This is a genomic window from Micromonospora sp. H61 (genome assembly GCF_018070325.1).
Classification (GTDB): domain Bacteria; phylum Actinomycetota; class Actinomycetes; order Mycobacteriales; family Micromonosporaceae; genus Micromonospora; species Micromonospora salmantinae.
Genome location: NZ_JAGPXY010000101.1, coordinates 1 through 16,686, shown reverse-complemented (window position 1 = coordinate 16,686; position 16,686 = coordinate 1). Strand labels below are relative to the sequence as shown.

Genomic DNA, 16,686 nt, shown 5'->3' with positions numbered 1-16,686 from the left:
CGGCGGACCAGTCCAACCAGCCCAACGGCACGTCGTCCAGCCGCCCCGGACCGGTGCCGACGAGATAGCGGTGCGGCGCGTCCGGAACGTCCTCCAGCCAGTCGTCCTGCCGCTCCGGCGTCACGAAGACCGCGTCGAACGGCCGGTCGCCGCCCGGTTCGAGCACCGCCAGGCCCGCTGTGGCGCGCGGTCGGAACGACACCGCCAGGCCCGAGGCCCAGGCGCCCAACAACACCGCGGCGGTACGCCAGTGCGGCGGCAGCAGGACCGCTACGCGGCTGCCGGGGCCGAGTCGGCAGCCGTCCCGCAGCAGGCTCGCGCTGCGTGCCGCCCACTGACCGACCTGTTGTGCCGTCAGGTCGACGCGCTCGCCGGTCGCCTCGTCGCGGTAGCTGAGCAGCGGACGCTCGGCCTCGACGGGCCGGGCCGCCAGGTCGGCCGTGACGGTTGGCTGCATCTCCACGCTCCCCGGGTCGACGTCGGCACCACAGTACTCAACGACTTTGGTCGCGCCGGTCGTCGGCCGATGGCCGTATCGGGTGACCGGGTGGCCCGCGCACGGTGCAGGGAACGATCCCCGAGACGCCGCCGAGGAGCGCCCGTGCCGACCGGACCCGACCCCGTCACCGCCGACCATCCCGCCGCCGACCGCCCCGCCGCCGCCGGCCGTCTGCCACTGCGTCGGCGGCTCCTGCCGGTGATCGCGTTGCTGCTGCCCCCGGCTACCTCGACGACACCCAGTACGCCGACACCCGGGCCGCCGCCGAGGCCACGCTGGTGCCGGGGCTCGAATTCAGCCTCCGGCAGGCGTTCGACCACGTGGGCAACCACATCGTGCTGACGATCTGCGCGCCGATCGTGCTCATCGAATCATTCCTCGGGCCGGAACGGCGGCTGCGGCCGTGGCTGGGCCGGCCCGGTCTCGCCGTGGTGGGCGTGCTCTACCTGCTCGGCAGCCTGTTGATCTTCTCGGACATCAACGACGACAAGGGCTTCCTGGCCAGTCCATTCCAGCTGGCCTTCGCCGCCGTGGTGGTCCTCGTACTGGTCGCGGTCGCGCTGCTGCCCCGCTGGCGCCGCGCCCACCCGCGCCGGGCCCGTCGGGTGCCGCACCCGCTCTGGGTGGGTCTGCCGATCGTCCTCGTCCGCTTCGGCGCTGACCTGACGCCCGGCTGGGCGGGGGTGACGATAGCGCTGGCGCTCGCGGCTGCCGCCGGAGGGCTTATCGCGTACTTGTCGTCCGGCGTGCGCTGGGGGCAGCGGCACGTGCTCGTAGCCGGCACCGCGGGCCTGGCCGCCGCCGCGGCGTTCGCGTACCTGGTGCCGCCGTACTCCCCTGCCTCCCCGGCGGCCGCCCTGGCCGGCGACGTCGCGGTCACCGTCATCACCGTGGCCCTGCTCGGTGGTGCCTGGTGGCGATCCCGCGAAGGCAGGCGGCCAGCGATTACACTCGCGGCCACACCACTTTGAGGGGGCCGCGCAGTGGGTGAGCTGCTGTCCACGATGGTCCAGATCATCAGCTCGTACGTCACCAGGGTGCTGGACCGGCGGGCGGTGTCCCAGGACGCGAAGGTCGGCGCCGAGCTGCTGGAGGTGGCCCTCACGCTTCAGGAGCTGTGCGTGAACGGCGAGCGCCTCCTGGCCCTGGCCGACACCCTGATCTCCAGCGACGAGCCCCGCGCCGACGACCAGTCGGAGTTCGCCGCCCTGGTGCGCCGGCAGTCCACGCTGATCAATCAGCTCAGAGGCGGTATCGCGCACTCCCGGGCGCTGCTCGCCACCGTCGACGTGGACTTCGCGTTCGCGATGGCACCTTTCCTCGACGGCAAGTCGGGACTGCTGTCCCGCTGGCAGCAACAGGCTGCTCTCAGTCAGTTCTCCACGACGACGTTGTTCTTCCTGCCCGCTGAGGCCGTCACCCGCCTGGTGGCTGGCAGCCCTGCCGCCTACACCGCAACCGCACTCGCCCGCAACCGGACGGACTTCGTGCTGATGGTGACGAACGAGGTGCAGAACGCGCGCCGGCGGGAGGTCCCGGACATCAGAGCGGTGGCGAACGACGAGAGCGAGACCCTGCTACGGGAGGTAGGACACGCCCGCTCCGAGATCGAGGCCGCCCGGGTGTTGTGTGGGCGACTGCTTATGGCAACTCAGGAGGCCATCGGCGCCGACGCCACCGCCCGCCTCCGGCGGACCTTGACGGGTCGGGGCTGACGGCGCACGGCTCAGGATCGATCCCAGTCGTAGCCGGCGCGGGCGAACGCCACACTGCCGTCACCGGTGGCGTAGACCTTCAGGGACAGCAGTCCCAATGATCGAGTGAGATTTTCGAGGTTGGAGCGGAGCCGCGAGAAGAGCCCGCTGCCCTTCAACTCGTCGGCGATGCGGATCTCGTCGAGTGAGGCGGATCTTGTGGTGAAGGACAACCGCAACTCGATCAGAGCCTGAAAGACTCCGGACGGCGCGATGCGCATCGAGACCGCTCCCCCGCCCTCGATGTAGAGCGACACCTCGACCCTCACCTCCGGCAGGTCCGCCGTCAGCACCTCGCACACCTGGCGCGGTGTCAGCTTCATCCACTGCCGCCAGGCGGCAAGGAAGTGGTCGTCCGCCCGGGTGACCGTCAGTACCGGTTCCATCGCCCGCAGGTCGGCCACTGTCAACGCCTCGATGGCCGGTCGCTCCCCGGCTCGGGCCTCCTCGTACGACGCCAGCGGCACTCCCGCCTCCAGCATGAGCCGGTCCCAGTACGGATCGGGCCAGAACGGGCCGGCCAGGAACTCGCCGACGTGGCACCAGAGCTCGTGCCAGAGCCGAACAGCCCGTAGCGGCCGCAGTCCGAGTCGCATAGCGCCGACGATGGCGCACCGGTGCACCAGCAGCGTCGCGGTGAGGGCGAACAGGTTCACCTCCGGCCGGTCGGCTTCATCAAGCGCCCGGACGGATTCGCGCTCCAGATCGGTGTACGTGACCATCTCCGGCGCGTCGGTGAGGGTGACCGGAATCTGGGTGTCCAGCAGCGAGTTGACGTCGGGTGGCACCCACCCCACGTTGTCGTTCAGCAGCACCAGGCTTACCTTCTGGTCCTGCTGCCATGCCTGGAGCTGCAGGAACGGATCCCCGGTCGGCAGCACACCGTGCTTCAGCCAGGTCACCGCCTCAGCGTGCAACCGCAGGCTCTCGCCGATCGCGGGAACCGTGACGACCAAGGCGGGGCCGTCGATTACCACAGTCAACGCCGGAACATCACGCAGCGCATCGACAAGCTCACTCTGCCGCATGGCTGCACTGTAGCGGTAGGCACCTCGTGGCTACGCCGTGCTTCGCCCGCTGTTCACGTGGACGTCGGGCCGCGCTGGTTCGCGTCCTCCGGACGATGTCAGCGCCCGTCAGCGGGTGGGCAGTTCCGGGCCGCCGTCGAGCAGCGGGCCGAGCAGGTCGTCGTACTCGTCGACCCGGGCCAGGACCTCGGCGGCGGTGAACTGGCGGACGGCCGGTTTCCGGCCGCGCGCGCCGGCCTCGACCTCGTCCCAGGTCAGCGGCGTCGACACCGACGGCACCGACTGGGCCCGCAGCGAGTACGGCGCCACCGTGGTCTTCGCCGCGTTGTTCTGGCTCCAGTCGATGAAGACCTTGCCCGGTCGGAGGTTCTTCGCCATCTTCGACACGATCAGCTTCGGGTGGGCCTTCTCCAGCTCCTGGGCGATCCGCCGGGCGTAGTCGGAGACGAGGTCGGACGACTGGGTGCCGGCGATCGGGCAGCAGAGCTGCATGCCCTTCTTGCCGGACGTCTTCGGGTACGACTCGATGCCGTCGTCGGCGAGGCGGTCACGCATCAGCACCGCCACCGGGCAACACTCGGCGAGCCCGGCCGGCGGCCCCGGGTCCAGGTCGACGACCATCATGTCCGGGTGTTCGCCCACCTTCCACTGCGGTGTGTGCAGCTCCAACGCGGCCAGGTTGGCCAGCCAGACCAGGGTGGGCAGGTCGTCGGCGACCACGTAGTCGATGGTCTCCCGGCCCTTCGTCGACCCGGGCGCCGGAAGGTTCTCCACCCGAACCCAGTCCGGGGTCGCGGCCGGAGTGTTCTTCTCGAAGAACGACTTGTCGTCCACCCCGTTGGGGAAGCGGATCCGGGTGACCGGTCGGTCCCGCAGGTGCGGCAGCAGCACCGGGGAGATCCGGGTGTAGTAGTCGATCACCTCACCCTTTGTGAACCCGGCCGCCGGGTAGAGCACCTTGTCCAGGTTGGACAACTCCAGCGCGCGGCCCTCGACGTCCACCCGTAGCCGTTCAGCCGGCATCGTCGACCTCCTCCGGAGGCTTGTCCGGGCGCAACCGCAGCACCCGGGGGAAGCGCAGCCGACCGTCGGGGGTGCGCTGGCCGTACTTCACCTCCACCACCACCCGGGGTGTTACCCAGATGGCGCCCCGCGCATCCTCGCGCGGCACACCCGGCGCGAACGGTGACACGCCGGAGCGCAGCGGCTCCAGCTCGGCGAGGAGCTGCCGTTCGATGGCCGCGCCGATCCCGCCGCCGACCCGCCCCCGGTAGATCAGTCGGCCGTCCGGGCCGGGCACCCCGACCAGCAGCCCGCCGATCCGGCGCGCGCCCGGTCGCCAACCGCCGATGACGAAGTCGCCGGTCACTTCCAGCTTGACCTTCACCCAGTCCGGCGAGCGCACCCCGGGGCGGTAGACGGCCCCGACCCGCTTGGCCATCACCCCCTCCAGGCCGTGCTCTCCGGCCGCCTCGTAGGTGGCCGGCCCGTCGGCGAACATCGGTGGCACCGCCCACCGCAGGCCACCGAGCGCGAGCGCGTCGAGGGCCTCCCGGCGGCGCTCGTACGGCCAGCCGGTCAGGTCGTCGCCGTTCAACCGGAGCAGGTCGAAGATCATGTACGTCACCGGCATGACAGCTGCCAACCGGGCCGCCTTGGCCCGGTCCCGGACGTGCATCCGCTCGGCCAGCGCGGTGAACGACGGCTGCCCGCCCTGGCCGAGCAGCACCACCTCACCGTCGAGCAGCGCGTCGTCGACCTGCTCGGGCAGGGTGGCCAACTCCGGGTACGCGGCGGTGATCTCCACCCCGGAACGGGCATACAGGTGCTGACCGCCACCTGAGATGTCGGCCAGGGCGCGGACGCCGTCCCACTTGAACTCGTACGCCCAGCCGTCACCCGCCGGGAGCGGCCCGGTCATCGCGAGCATCGGCTTGAGCGGCGCGCCGGGCACGACCCGACTGTAGTAGCAGCCCGAACACCTCGCGTCCGGTTCTTTCGGATGCGAGCATGGTCGATACCGGGGAAGGGAGCGCAGGATGCGTGCCATCTGGAAGGGAGCCGTGTCGTTCGGGCTCGTCTCGATCGGGGTGAAGCTCTACTCCGCAACCGAGGAGAAGGACATTCGGTTCCACCAGGTGCACCGCGAGGACGGCGGTCGGATCCGCTACAAGCGCACCTGCTCGGTCTGCGGCGAAGAGGTCACCTACGACGACATCGCCAAGGGCTACGACATCGGCGGCGGCGAAATGGTGATCCTCACCGACGAGGACTTCGCCGACCTGCCGCTGACCAGTTCCCGTGCCATCGACGTGCTGGAGTTCGTGCCGGCCGAGCAGGTCGACCCGATCCTCTACAACAAGGCGTACTTCCTCGAGCCGGAGGGCGCGGCGACCAAGCCGTACGTGCTGCTGCGCGACGCGCTCATCGACTCGGAGCGGGTGGCCATCGTCAAGGTGGCGCTGCGCCAGCGGGAGCAACTGGCCACGCTGCGGGTCCGCGAGGGTGTACTGCTGCTCAACACCATGCTCTGGCCGGACGAGATCCGTACCCCGGACTTCGGCTTCCTCGACGAGGACCTCAAGGTGCGCCCGCCGGAGCTGGCAATGGCCAGCTCCCTGATCGACTCGATGACCGGGGAGTTCGAGCCGGACGTCTTCACCGACGACTACCGGGCTGCGTTGCAGGAGGTCATCGACGCCAAGGTGGAGGGTCGGGAGGTCGTCCAGCCGGAGGAGGTCGAGGAGGCCCCGGCCGCGGCGGTGGACCTGATGGCGGCGTTGAAGGCCTCGGTGGAGCGCGCCAAGGCGGCTCGCGGCGAGCAGCCCGCCCGCGGTGGTGGCGGCGGCGAGCCGACGCCCATCTCGTCGGCCCGGTCGGCGCAGAAGGCAGCCGAGAAGAAGGCGGCCAAGGCGCCCGCGAAGAAGACCGCGGCGAAGAAGACGGCCGAGAAGAAGGCTGCGGAGCCGGCGAAGAAGACCGCTGCCAAGAAGACCGCTGCCAAGAAGGCGGAGCCGGCGAAGAAGACCGCCGCACGCAAGACCGCACCCCGCAAGAGCGCCTGACCGTACGGCAGCGGCGGCGGTGTCCGCCTCGCCGGGTACGCTCCGCCGGCCGCTGGCGACCGGAGGAGCCCCCATGCCGTACACCCCTGATCTGGACCGGTTACTGACGCCCGGCGCCCGCTTCACCGACCAGCACGGCGGGTACCTGATCGAGGTTCACCCGGTGGGCGACATCGTGTTGCCGACCGGCCGGGTGGTCGGGTGTGACCCGCTGGTCTGCCCGGAGGCGGAGCCGTTCACTGTGACAGTGCCGCCGGGGCGGCATCCCGCCCGCGCCTGGGTGGCGGTGGTGCTCCGGGAGGACGCCGAGGTGGACCGCCGGGTCGCCGCGCTGGAGCTGGTCGTCTCGACGGAACCGACGATCCGCTGGGAGCCGGCCGTCGCGGGCGATCAGGACGTCGCCACGCTCGGCGCGGACGACTACTTCGGCTACGGGGTGGACGCCGGCGCCGGCACCCTCGCCGACCCGACCGCGCTCGCCGTCCTGGAGAGCTGGGACTCCGACCGGGTCGAGGAGGTCTTCATCCCGACCGAGCTGCCCTCGTCCCCGGTCCCGGGGCTGATCACCGCAGTGTTGGACGAGGCCAGCGGCGCCAACGTCGTCACAGTGGCCACCGGTTGGGGCGACGGCTGCTACGGCACCTGGATCGGCCGTACCGCCGACGGACGGATCACGTCGTTCGTGACCGACTTCATGGTCGTCCCGGAATAACCGCCCGGGAAAGCCCCGGATCTGTCGCGCTGGGCGATCCGAGGCGTCGGCGGCGGGCACGGTAGGCCGCGGTGCGGGTACCGTGTGCGTCGGCTTTCCCCCCGGCACCGGGTGCCGGCCACACTTCGCAGCAGGGAGTCGACGACGTGAGCGAGCGGACGCAGCAGACGGGCCCGGACCAGAGCCCGGCAACCAAGTCGGGGCGCCGCCTGGCCGCCCAGTTGGCGGAGAAGAAGGCCGCCGACGCGAGGCGCAAGCGCAACGCGTGGGCCAGCGGCCTGGCCGCCGTCGCCGTGGTCGGTGTGCTGATCGGCGTCTTCGTGACGATCGGCGGGGGCGACGACAAGCCCAAGACCCAGGCCGACGCCACCCCGTCCGCCTCCACCCCGGCCCCCGACGAGGCCGGCGCGCCCCCCGCTCCGCAGCTGCCCGAGGGCGCCGATCCGGCGCTGGGCACCAAGCCGGCGGTGACGCCGGGCACTGGCGAGCTCAAGAAGCTCACGGTCACCCCGCTGATCAAGGGCAAGGGCCCGGCCGTGCAGAAGGGCCAGAACATCACCACCAACTACGTGGGGGTGTTCTACAAGGACGGCAAGGAGTTCGACTCGTCCTGGAAGGCCGGGCAGCCGGCCACCTTCCCGATCGGCGTCGGCCAGGTCATTCCCGGCTGGGACCAGGGCCTGGTCGGCGTGACGGTGGGCAGCCGGGTGCAGCTCGACATCCCGGGCGAGCTGGCGTACGGCAACGACGAGGCCGCCGCCGGTGGACGTCCGACCGGTCCGCTGCGCTTCGTGGTGGACGTGCTCGCCGCCCAGTGACCTGTCCGGGTCGTCCCGGTTGTCGCCGGGACGCGATGGAGTTGTTCACATGGGGCTTCCGGCCCGTCACCCAGCGGCAGTAGGTTCGGCGTCACCCCGGGCGGTTCGCCGCCCGGGGTGAGCATCCGGAACCGGGACGCGGAGGTGCATGTGACGGCGCTGGACGAGCCTGGGCGTACCGCCCGGTCGATGTGGGCGTACTTCGAGCCGGTGCACACCGTCACCTACTTCCACCCCCGGGCCCGGGCCGCGTACGAGGCGGTCGGGCTGCGCGGCTACTGGCGCGGTTACTTCGCCGGCCGGGCCGCGCCGCTGGGAGCCGTCGAGGCTGCCCCGGTGATCGCCGCCTTCTTCAGCTTCGCGCCGCCGATGGTGGCCCGCGCGCTGCCGGCGGTGTGGCGGTTGGCCACCCCGCAGGAGGCGCTGCGCGCCCGTCTGACCGGTGCCGTGCAGGCGCTCGCCGAGCTGACCTACGAGCTTCCGGAGTCGCACCTGGTGGAGGCCGCCGACCTGCTGGAGCGGGCCGCCTCGGCGGCGCAGACCGCCGGCCGGGTGCTCGGCGCGGCCAACGCGGCTCTCCCCGCCGGCGAGTACCCGCTGGCGCGGCTCTGGCAGGCCGCCACGACGCTGCGCGAGCACCGGGGGGACGGGCACGTGGCGGCGCTGGTGGCCGCCGGCCTGGACCCGGTGGAGACACTGACCGGGCGGGTCGCGCTCGACGGTTCGCCGCCGCAGTACCTGCTGGGCCGGGGCTGGTCCGAGGAGCAGTGGCACGCTGCCCGCGAGCGGCTCACCGAGCGGGGTTGGCTGACCGGGGACGGCGCGGCCACCGACCATGCTCGGGCCGGGTTCCAGGCCATCGAGGACGCCACCGACCGGGCCGCCGCGCATCCGTGGCAGGCGCTCGGCGCCCACGACACGGACCGGCTCCGGGAGCTGCTGGAGCCGATCGCCCGGTCCGGTCAAACCCTGCTCCCCGAGGGCAGCCCGCTCGGTCTGCCCGCGTTGCCCGGCTGACCGGGCACCCACCGGTCGGGCAGGATGGGCCCGTGACTGATGCGGTGGTCTTCGACCTGGACGGCGTGATCGTGGATTCCGAGCCGGTGTGGGAGGAGGTCCGCCGGGCGTACGTGGCGACGCACGGCGGGACGTGGCAGCCGGACACGCAACGCCGACTCATGGGGATGAGCACCGGCGAGTGGGCCCACTACCTCAGCGGAGAGCTGGGCGTCGACCGCACCGCCGAGCAGGTCGCCGTCGAGGTGGTCGAGGAGATGACCCGCCGCTACCGGGACCACGTACCCCTCATCGACGGCGCCGACCAGGTCGTCCGCCGGTTGGCCGCGCGGTGGCCGCTCGGGTTGGCCAGTTCGTCGCCGACCCGGTTGATCGAGGCGGCGCTGGCCGCGACCGGCCTGACCGACGCGTTCGGCGCGACCCTCTCCACCGAGCAGACCGAGCGGGGCAAGCCCGCACCGGACGTGTACCTGAGCGTGGCGCAGCGCCTCGGCGTCGACCCGACCCGGTGTGTGGCCGTGGAGGACTCGTCAAACGGGGTGCGTTCCGCCGCGGCGGCGGGGATGCGGGTGGTGGCGGTGCCGCACGGCTCGTACCCGCTCGACCCGGACGCCGCCGGGCTGGCCGTGGTGACGCTGAACGCGATCGGTGAGCTGACCCCGGAGCTGGTGGACGAGCTGGGTTGACCCGGGTCGAGCCGGGTAGAGACCACGGATGAAGGCCATCGTGTACGAGCGCAACGGCGACCCTTCGGTGCTCGATCTGGTCGACCGCCCGGTGCCCGAGCCGGGTGCGGGCGAGGTCCTGGTGCGGATGGCGGTCTCCGGGGTCAACCCGACCGACTGGAAGTCCCGCCGCAACGCCCCGCCGAAGGGCTGGCAGATTCCCGGGCAGGACGGCGCGGGGGTGGTCGAGGCGGTCGGCGAGGGGGTCGACCCCGACCTGATCGGTGAGCGGGTGTGGGTCTGGGAGGCCGCCTGGCAGCGACAGTGGGGCACGACGGCGGAGTACACGCTGGTGCCGGTCCGGCAGGCGGTACGCCTCGGCGCCGCCCCGTTCGAGCTGGGCGCGGCCCTGGGCATCCCGTTCCTCACCGCGCATCGCTGTCTGACCGCTGGCGAGTTCATGCCGGACACGCTGCGGGCCGGCGCGCTGGCGGATCACACGGTGCTGGTGCAGGGTGGTGCGGGCGCGGTCGGCAACGCCGCGATCCAGCTCGCCCGCTGGGCCGACGCCACGGTGATCGCCACTGTGAGCAGCGCGGAGAAGGCCCAGCTCGCAGCCTCGGCCGGCGCCTCCTTCGTGATCAACTATCGGGAACAGGACGTGGTCGAGGAGGTCCACAAGATCGCCCCCGACGGGGTCCACACGATCGTGGAGGTCTCCCCCGCCCGCAACGCCTCGGTCGACGTACGGGTGCTGCGGCACGGCGGCGCGGTCTGCATGTACGCCGACAACGGCGGGGACGAGGTGAGCATCCCGATCCGGGCGATGATGGCGCCGAATGCCCGCTGGCAGTTCGTCCTGGTCTACACGGAGCCGAAGGCGGCCAAGGCGCAGGGCGTGAAGGACGTGGCGGCGGCGGCCAGCCAGGGTGGCATCCGGGTCGGCGCGGACGCCGGCCTGCCGCTGCACCACTACCCGCTGGCGGAGGCAGCCGCGGCGCACCAGGCGGTGGAGGACTCGACGGTGGGCAAGGTGCTCATCACCACCAGCGACGCCTGATCGGGTCGCTGACCACCCGATTTCTCCGTCAGCAGGACAGAAGCGAACAACTTTCGCAACAATGACGGTGCGGGTCACCCCGCGTGGAGCGGGCGGCCCCGGCGCGGTGCGAACGCCGGGGCCGCCCCTGGGGAGGGTTCAGGAGTACTCCCGCCCAACAGGCGACAGTGCCGGGGAAAACGTTACGGGGCTGTCAGCTCCCGGACTGTCAGCTCGCCCCCGGCGTACCGCGAACGGACGACCTTCTTGTCGAACTTGCCGACGCTGGTCTTCGGCACCGTGTCGATGAACGCCCAGCGCTCGGGCAACTGCCAACGCGCCACCGACCCGGCCAGGAAGTCCCGCAACTCCTCGGCGGTCACCGAAGCGCCCTCCCGGACCACCACCGTGGCCAGCGGACGTTCGTCCCATCGCTCGTCCGGGACCCCCACCACGCACGCCTCCAGCACCGCCGGGTGGGCCATCAGCGCGTTCTCCAACTCCACCGAGGAGATCCACTCACCACCGGACTTGATCACGTCCTTGGCGCGGTCGGTCAGGCTGATGTACCCGTCCGGCGAGAGGGTGCCCACGTCGCCGGTACGCAGCCAGCCGTCGCGGAACTTCTCCTCGTTCGGGGCGTCGTCACCGACGTACCGGGCGGTCACCCACGGCCCACGGACCTCCAACTCCCCCACGGCCGTGCCGTCGGCGGGCATCGGGTCGCCCGACGGGCCGACGATCCGCGCCTGCACGCCCGCCGGCACCCGCCCCTGGGTGTAGCGGTAGCGCCACGCCTGTTCACCGGTCGCACCGGCGGGCGGACGCGAGACCGACCCCAGCGGGGACATCTCGGTCATCCCCCAGGCGTGGATGACGTCGATCCCGTGCCGCTCGTCGAACGCGTGCATCAACGCCGGCGGGCACGCCGAGCCGCCGACGATCACCTCACCGAGCGACGAGGTGTCCACGTCGTGGGTGTCCAGGTAGGCCAGCAGGTCGGTCCAGATGGTCGGCACCGCACCGGCCAGGGTCGGCCGCTCGGCAGCGATCATCTCGGCGATCGGCGCGGCCTGGAGGAACCGGTCCGGCATGATCAGCGACGCGCCGGAGAGGAAGGCCGCGTAGGGCAGGCCCCACGACATGGCGTGGAACATCGGCACGATGGCCAACTCGCGGTCGGTCGGCCCGAGGCCGAAACCCTCCGGCATGCAGACCTGCAACGAATGCAGATAGATCGACCGGTGCGAGTAGGCCACGCCCTTCGGATTGCCGGTGGTGCCCGAGGTGTAGCAGAGCGCTGCGGCGTCGCGCTCGTCCACCTCGGGCCAGTCGTACGTGTCGGGCCGGTCGGCGAGCAACGCGTCCCAGTGGTGCACTGTGATCCGGTCGCCGGCCGCCGCCACCAGCGGCGCCGGGTCACCACCGCCGACCACCACGACGTGCCGCACAGTGGTCAGCTCACCGATCACCCGGGCCAGCAGTGGGAGCAGCGTGCTGTCGACGAGGACCACCCGGTCCTCGGCGTGGTTGGCGATGTAGACGACCTGGTCGGGGAAGAGCCGGATGTTGAGCGTGTGCAGCACCGCACCCATGCTCGGCACCGCGAAGTAGGCGACCAGGTGCTCGTTGTTGTTCCACATGAAGGTGGCGACCCGCTCGTCGCCGGTCACCCCGCACTCGTCGCGCAGCCCGTGTGCCAGCCGGGCGGCGGCCCGGCCCACCTCGGCGTACGTCATCCGGCGGGGTTCGGCGCCCGTCCAGGTGACCACCTCGGCTGTGCCGTGCACCCCTGCGCCGTGGTCGAGGATCCGGGAGATCTGCAGAGGGGCGTCCATCATCGTGCTACGCATGGGTAACAAGCTAGTGTCGGCGGTCACACGTTGGGAACCCCCGTAAGTTGTCGCAGGTGAGCATCTCCTGGGCCGACTCGTACGTGGGGCAGTTGCGCGCGCTCGCCGGGGACCGGACGCTGATGTTCGTCGGCGCCCGTGCCGTGGTCAACGACGACGCCGGCCGCGTCCTGCTGATCAAACGCTCGGACAACGGCCAGTGGGCAATGCCGGCCGGCGCGATGGAGTTGGGCGAGTCGATCGCCGACTGCGCGGTACGCGAGGTCCGTGAGGAGACCGGGCTGCGCGCGCTGCGGGTCTGCGCGTTCGCCCTCTACACCGGCCCGGACCGGACGAGCACCAACATGTACGGCCACACGTACCAGGTGTTCACGACGGCGTTCAAGGTGGAGGAGTGGGACGGGCAGTTGGCCCGGGTCACCGACGAGACCACCGACGCCGGCTTCTTCGCGCGCGACCGGTTTCCCGCCCCACTCTCCACCTCGGTCGTCGAGACCCTTGCCGACCTGGACGTCTTCGAGCAGACGAACCGGCTCATCCTCAAGTAGGGCGGCCCCGGGGCCACCGACCCCGGGGCCGTGCCTCACTGCGGCAGGCGGAGCCCGGCGAAGAACCCTTCCTGGATCCAGTTCGGGTACGCGACAGGCAGCTTGGTGGCCTCGTCCAGCTCGGTGAGGTCCTGCTCGGTCAGCGTGAGATCCGAGGCGGCGATGTTGTCGACCAACTGCTCGTGCTTGCGGGCACCGACGATCACGCTGGTCACTGCCGGTCGGGACAGCAGCCAGGCGACCGCCACCCGGGCCGGGCTCACCTCGTGCCGCTCGGCGACGCCCTTGAGCACGTCGACAACTCCGAAGGCGTGCTCGGGGTCGAACGGGGTGAAGCTGGCGTAACCGGGCTGGGCGCTACGCGCGCCACTGTCGGCGACGGCACCGTCCCGGCCGACCTTGCCGGAGAGGAAACCACCGGCGAGCGGGCTCCAGACGGTCAGCCCGACACCCTCGTTGAGCGCCATCGGCACCACGTCGCGCTCCACGTCCCGGCCCAGCAGCGAGTAGTACTCCTGCACCGAGACGAACCCGGCCAGCTTCTCCCGGGCGGAGATACCCAGCGCCTTGGAGATCTGCCAGGCGGCGAAGTTGGCGGCGCCGATGTAGCGGACCTTGCCCTGCCGAACCGCGTCGTCGAGCGCGCGCAGCATCTCCTCCATGGGAGTGATCTGGTCGAAGTTGTGGATCTGGTACAGGTCGATGTGATCGGTGCCCAGTCGGCGCAGGCTGTCCTCCAGGTTCTGCATGATGTGCAGCCGGGAGGTGCCGACGTCGTTCGGGCCGGGGCCCGTCCGGGAGTGCACCTTCGTCGCCAGTACGACGTCGCGACGCCGCTTGCCGAGCGCCTTGCCGAGCAGTTCCTCGCTCTCACCGTCGCTGTAGCCGTCGGCGGTGTCGACGAAGTTGACGCCCGCGTCCAGCGCGGTGTCCACCAGCCGCTGCACCTCGGGCAGCGCCAGCCCACCCAGGGTGCCCCAGAGCGGGTGCCCACTGCCGCCGAAGGTCATCGCGCCGAGCGAGATCTCCGAGACGTACACCCCGGTGCTGCCCAGCAGTCGGTACTTCACGTGTGTTGCTCCTCATGGTGGATCGGAGGCCGAGCTCAGGCACTCCTTGGGCACTATGTCGGACACTGTGTCCGGCAACGAGCGTACGTCGCCCACCCGACCCCCGGCCACCTAGGATTCCGGCTATGCCGTCGATCACCCGCCGCCGCCCGCGCAACCCTGACGGACGCGCGGCCGTCGAAGCGCGGGTGCTGGCGGCCACCGAACGGCTCCTGAGGGAGGGGATCCGCTTCACCGACCTCGGCGTGCAGCGGATCGCCGCCGAGGCCGGCGTCGCACGGTCGACCTTCTACACCCACTTCCGGGACAAGACCGAACTGCTCATGCGCCTCGCCGGCACCATGCGGGAGAGTTCGTTCGACCGCACCGGCAGCTGGGACCCGGGCGGTCCCGGCGACCCGCTCGCGCGGCTCACCGAGGTCTTCGCCGACGTGATTCGGATATACCGGACGTACGCCCCGGTGCTGGCCGCGGTCAGCGAGGTCGCCGCGTACGACGAGGCGGTCCGGGAGTACTGGGCGGCCGGGCTGGAGCGGTTCGTGGCCCGCACCGTCGATGCGCTCCGGATCGAGCAGCAGGCCGGGCGTACCCCCGCCGACCTGGACGTGACGACGGCCAGCCGGCTGATCGTGGTCGGCGGCGACCGCTTCCTCGCCGACCACGTCAGCACGACCTCGGCCGACCCCGAGACCGACGCGGCAGCCGCCCGGGAGTTGGCCGCGACCTGGTGGTACGGCGCCTACCGCCGCCCCGCCTGACCACCTGGGCCCGACTGACGCCGACCGCCCCGGAGCGGTCCGGGGCGGTCGGTGTCGAGGCACTCAGATCATCGTCTGGGACTTGGCCTCCATGTCGGCGGCGGCCTCCTCCTTCGACTCGCGGGTCAACGGCTTGCCGCCCGGAGCCGGGGCCTCCCCGCCGAGCGGGTCCGCGCCACCGGTGGCACCCTTCGGGCCGGCACCCCGCAGCTGCGTGTTGGGCAGCGTCAGGGTGACCACCACCGCCACTATCGCGATCAGGCCGGCAGTCAGAAAGACCATGTCCAGTGCGTCGACGAAGGCGCCCTGGATGGCCGCACGCACCGGCCCCGGCAGGGCCAGGATGGTGGCCGGATCGTTGATCGAGATGTTCGCGCCGCCACTCGCCGCCACCGCGGCCTGCTCCGGCGGCGGGAGCTGCGCGATCGCGCCGGGCAACCGGTCGGCGAGCCCGCCGGTCAGCCGGGACGAGAGCACCGTGCCGAGGATCGCCACACCGAACGAACCGCCCAGCGACCGGAAGAAGGTCGCCGAGGAGGTGCCGGCCCCCAGGTCGCGTACCGAAACCGCGTTCTGCACCGCCAGGATCAGCGACTGCATGCACAGGCCCAGCCCGACGCCGATCACCACCATGTACCCGAACGCCACCCAGAGCGAGGTGGCCACCTCCAACTGGGTGAAGAGGAACATGCCGACCAGGAGGGTCACCGAACCGGCCACCGGGAACCACTTGTAGCGACCGATCCGGGTCATCGCACGGCCGGTGAGGATCGAGGTGATGATGATGCCGGCCATCATCGGCAGCATCAGCAGACCGCTGCGGGTCGGCGAGGCGCCCTTCACGATCTGCAGGTACAGCGGGATGAAGATGATCGAGCCGAACATCACCAGACCGATGATGAGCAGGGCCGAGTTGGCCAACGCGAAGGTGGCGTTCCGGAACAGCCGCAGCGGCAGGATCGGCTCGGCCACCCGGGCCTCCTGGAGGACGAAGAGCACCCCCAGCACCACACCGGCCACGAAGAGCCCGATGATCACGCCGGAGCCCCAGGCGTACTCGTTGCCACCCCAGCTCAGCGCGAGCAGCAGCGAACTCACCCCGGCCACCAGCAGGCCGGCACCGAGCCAGTCGATCGAATGGTCCCGACGTTCGAACGGGATCAACCGCATCACGTGGTAGCAGACGACGATGGCCAGGATCGCCAGCGGCACGTTGATGTAGAAGATCCACCGCCAGTCGGTCTCCGCGAAGTAACCGCCCACCAGCGGCCCGGCGACCGACGAGATCCCGAAGACCGCGCCGAACAGGCCCTGGTACCGACCACGTTCCCGGGGTGACACCACGTCCGAGATGATGGTGAACGCGAGCGTCAGCAGACCACCGGCGCCGAGACCCTGGATACCCCGGGTGACGATCAGCTGGGTCATGTTCTGCGACAGCCCGGCCAGCAACGACCCGAGCAGGAACGTGCCGATCGAGAAGAGGAAGACCGGCCGACGCCCGTACAGGTCGGCCATCTTGCCGTACAGCGGCGTCGACGCGGTCGAGGCGAGCAGGTACGCGGTGACCACCCAGGAGTAGTGGTTGATCCCGCCCAGCTCGCCCACGATGGTCGGCAGCGCCGTACCAACGATGGTCTGGTCGAGTGCGGCCAGCAGCATGCCGGTCATCAGGCCCAACATGAGCAGCCGGATCTGCTGACGGTTCAGCACCGGCGCATCCGAGGCTTCGGTGGTCATGTCGCCTTCTATCCCGCCACCCGCAGAACATGCCCCCAACCACCAAAAAACCCACCCCGCGCCCCCGCACCCCCACTTTCTGGCGTTGATCAAGAGGTTTGCGTCATGGTGCACGGCGTT

The 16,686-nt window shown here is 71.0% G+C and carries 17 protein-coding genes; 10 read left to right on the top strand and 7 right to left on the bottom strand.

Annotated features, from left to right (window positions below; all coding sequences use genetic code 11):
* On the bottom strand, nucleotides 1-457 hold a 457-nt coding region (locus KBX08_RS30195; RefSeq protein ID WP_247670313.1), incomplete at its 3' end, for a TIGR03089 family protein.
* A gap of 104 nt (nucleotides 458-561) precedes the next feature.
* Here KBX08_RS30195 and KBX08_RS30190 point away from each other — a divergent pair.
* Complete coding sequence (locus tag KBX08_RS30190; protein WP_210786937.1) at nucleotides 562-1,470, top strand: hypothetical protein; 909 nt, start codon at nucleotides 562-564, stop codon at nucleotides 1,468-1,470.
* 12 nt (nucleotides 1,471-1,482) lie between these two features.
* Nucleotides 1,483-2,214 (top strand): hypothetical protein, encoded by a 732-nt coding sequence (locus KBX08_RS30185; protein ID WP_210786935.1) that lies wholly within the window; start codon nucleotides 1,483-1,485, stop codon nucleotides 2,212-2,214.
* A gap of 11 nt (nucleotides 2,215-2,225) precedes the next feature.
* On the opposite strand, the gene KBX08_RS30180 is transcribed toward KBX08_RS30185, so the two are convergent.
* From KBX08_RS30180 to ligD (KBX08_RS30170), 3 genes are all read right to left on the bottom strand, one after another.
* On the bottom strand, nucleotides 2,226-3,281 hold the full coding sequence (locus tag KBX08_RS30180) for a hypothetical protein (RefSeq protein WP_210786928.1): 1,056 nt from the start codon (nucleotides 3,279-3,281) through the stop codon (nucleotides 2,226-2,228).
* A gap of 108 nt (nucleotides 3,282-3,389) precedes the next feature.
* Nucleotides 3,390-4,304 carry a non-homologous end-joining DNA ligase gene (gene ligD / locus KBX08_RS30175; RefSeq protein WP_210786926.1) on the bottom strand — a complete coding sequence of 305 codons (915 nt, stop codon included), beginning with the start codon at nucleotides 4,302-4,304 and terminating at the stop codon, nucleotides 3,390-3,392.
* Nucleotides 4,294-5,235 (bottom strand): non-homologous end-joining DNA ligase, encoded by a 942-nt coding sequence (gene ligD / locus KBX08_RS30170; protein WP_210786924.1) that lies wholly within the window; start codon nucleotides 5,233-5,235, stop codon nucleotides 4,294-4,296. Before ligD (KBX08_RS30170) ends, ligD (KBX08_RS30175) begins: the two co-directional genes overlap by 11 nt.
* 85 nt (nucleotides 5,236-5,320) lie before the next feature.
* On the opposite strand from ligD (KBX08_RS30170), the gene KBX08_RS30165 reads away from it, so the two are divergent.
* From KBX08_RS30165 to KBX08_RS30140, 6 genes are all read left to right on the top strand, one after another.
* A complete protein-coding gene (locus tag KBX08_RS30165; protein WP_112639968.1) occupies nucleotides 5,321-6,346 on the top strand; it encodes a Ku protein in 1,026 nt (341 codons plus the stop codon).
* 73 nt (nucleotides 6,347-6,419) lie between these two features.
* Nucleotides 6,420-7,058 carry a DUF4241 domain-containing protein gene (locus KBX08_RS30160; protein ID WP_210786922.1) on the top strand — a complete coding sequence of 213 codons (639 nt, stop codon included), beginning with the start codon at nucleotides 6,420-6,422 and terminating at the stop codon, nucleotides 7,056-7,058.
* A 146-nt stretch (nucleotides 7,059-7,204) separates the two neighbouring features.
* Entirely contained in the window at nucleotides 7,205-7,876 is a 672-nt protein-coding gene (locus KBX08_RS30155; RefSeq protein ID WP_210786920.1) for an FKBP-type peptidyl-prolyl cis-trans isomerase, read from the top strand.
* A 189-nt stretch (nucleotides 7,877-8,065) separates the two neighbouring features.
* On the top strand, nucleotides 8,066-8,893 hold the full coding sequence (locus KBX08_RS30150) for a hypothetical protein (protein WP_210786941.1): 828 nt from the start codon (nucleotides 8,066-8,068) through the stop codon (nucleotides 8,891-8,893).
* 32 nt (nucleotides 8,894-8,925) lie between these two features.
* Complete coding sequence (locus KBX08_RS30145; RefSeq protein ID WP_210786918.1) at nucleotides 8,926-9,579, top strand: HAD family phosphatase; 654 nt, start codon at nucleotides 8,926-8,928, stop codon at nucleotides 9,577-9,579.
* A gap of 28 nt (nucleotides 9,580-9,607) precedes the next feature.
* Nucleotides 9,608-10,618 (top strand): NADPH:quinone reductase, encoded by a 1,011-nt coding sequence (locus tag KBX08_RS30140; RefSeq protein ID WP_210786916.1) that lies wholly within the window; start codon nucleotides 9,608-9,610, stop codon nucleotides 10,616-10,618.
* 182 nt (nucleotides 10,619-10,800) lie between these two features.
* On the opposite strand, the gene KBX08_RS30135 is transcribed toward KBX08_RS30140, so the two are convergent.
* On the bottom strand, nucleotides 10,801-12,435 hold the full coding sequence (locus KBX08_RS30135; RefSeq protein WP_210786939.1) for a fatty acid--CoA ligase: 1,635 nt from the start codon (nucleotides 12,433-12,435) through the stop codon (nucleotides 10,801-10,803).
* A gap of 71 nt (nucleotides 12,436-12,506) precedes the next feature.
* Between KBX08_RS30135 and KBX08_RS30130 the strand changes: the two genes are divergently transcribed.
* Nucleotides 12,507-12,998, top strand: coding sequence for an NUDIX domain-containing protein (locus KBX08_RS30130; RefSeq protein ID WP_210786914.1), 492 nt, complete (start codon nucleotides 12,507-12,509; stop codon nucleotides 12,996-12,998).
* 35 nt (nucleotides 12,999-13,033) lie between these two features.
* Here the strand turns inward: KBX08_RS30130 and KBX08_RS30125 are convergent, their stop codons facing one another.
* Nucleotides 13,034-14,068, bottom strand: coding sequence for an aldo/keto reductase (locus KBX08_RS30125; protein ID WP_210786912.1), 1,035 nt, complete (start codon nucleotides 14,066-14,068; stop codon nucleotides 13,034-13,036).
* Nucleotides 14,069-14,193: 125 nt separating this feature from the next.
* On the opposite strand from KBX08_RS30125, the gene KBX08_RS30120 reads away from it, so the two are divergent.
* Entirely contained in the window at nucleotides 14,194-14,826 is a 633-nt protein-coding gene (locus KBX08_RS30120; protein ID WP_210786908.1) for a TetR/AcrR family transcriptional regulator, read from the top strand.
* Nucleotides 14,827-14,889: 63 nt separating this feature from the next.
* On the opposite strand, the gene KBX08_RS30115 is transcribed toward KBX08_RS30120, so the two are convergent.
* Nucleotides 14,890-16,566: an MDR family MFS transporter gene (locus KBX08_RS30115; RefSeq protein ID WP_210786906.1), complete on the bottom strand. Its 1,677-nt coding sequence runs from the start codon at nucleotides 16,564-16,566 to the stop codon at nucleotides 14,890-14,892.
* Nucleotides 16,567-16,686 lie beyond the last annotated feature (120 nt).

Excerpts from the sequence above, each read along its gene's own strand:
- KBX08_RS30180 (WP_210786928.1), bottom strand. The coding sequence starts at position 3,281 with ATGCGGCAGAGTGAGCTTGTCGATGCGCTGCGTGATGTTCCGGCGTTG.
- ligD (WP_210786926.1), bottom strand. The coding sequence starts at position 4,304 with ATGCCGGCTGAACGGCTACGGGTGGACGTCGAGGGCCGCGCGCTGGAG.
- KBX08_RS30165 (WP_112639968.1), top strand. The coding sequence starts at position 5,321 with ATGCGTGCCATCTGGAAGGGAGCCGTGTCGTTCGGGCTCGTCTCGATC.
- KBX08_RS30160 (WP_210786922.1), top strand. The coding sequence starts at position 6,420 with ATGCCGTACACCCCTGATCTGGACCGGTTACTGACGCCCGGCGCCCGC.
- KBX08_RS30150 (WP_210786941.1), top strand. The coding sequence starts at position 8,066 with ATGTGGGCGTACTTCGAGCCGGTGCACACCGTCACCTACTTCCACCCC.
- KBX08_RS30140 (WP_210786916.1), top strand. The coding sequence starts at position 9,608 with ATGAAGGCCATCGTGTACGAGCGCAACGGCGACCCTTCGGTGCTCGAT.
- KBX08_RS30135 (WP_210786939.1), bottom strand. The coding sequence starts at position 12,435 with ATGGACGCCCCTCTGCAGATCTCCCGGATCCTCGACCACGGCGCAGGG.
- KBX08_RS30120 (WP_210786908.1), top strand. The coding sequence starts at position 14,194 with ATGCCGTCGATCACCCGCCGCCGCCCGCGCAACCCTGACGGACGCGCG.
- KBX08_RS30115 (WP_210786906.1), bottom strand. The coding sequence starts at position 16,566 with ATGACCACCGAAGCCTCGGATGCGCCGGTGCTGAACCGTCAGCAGATC.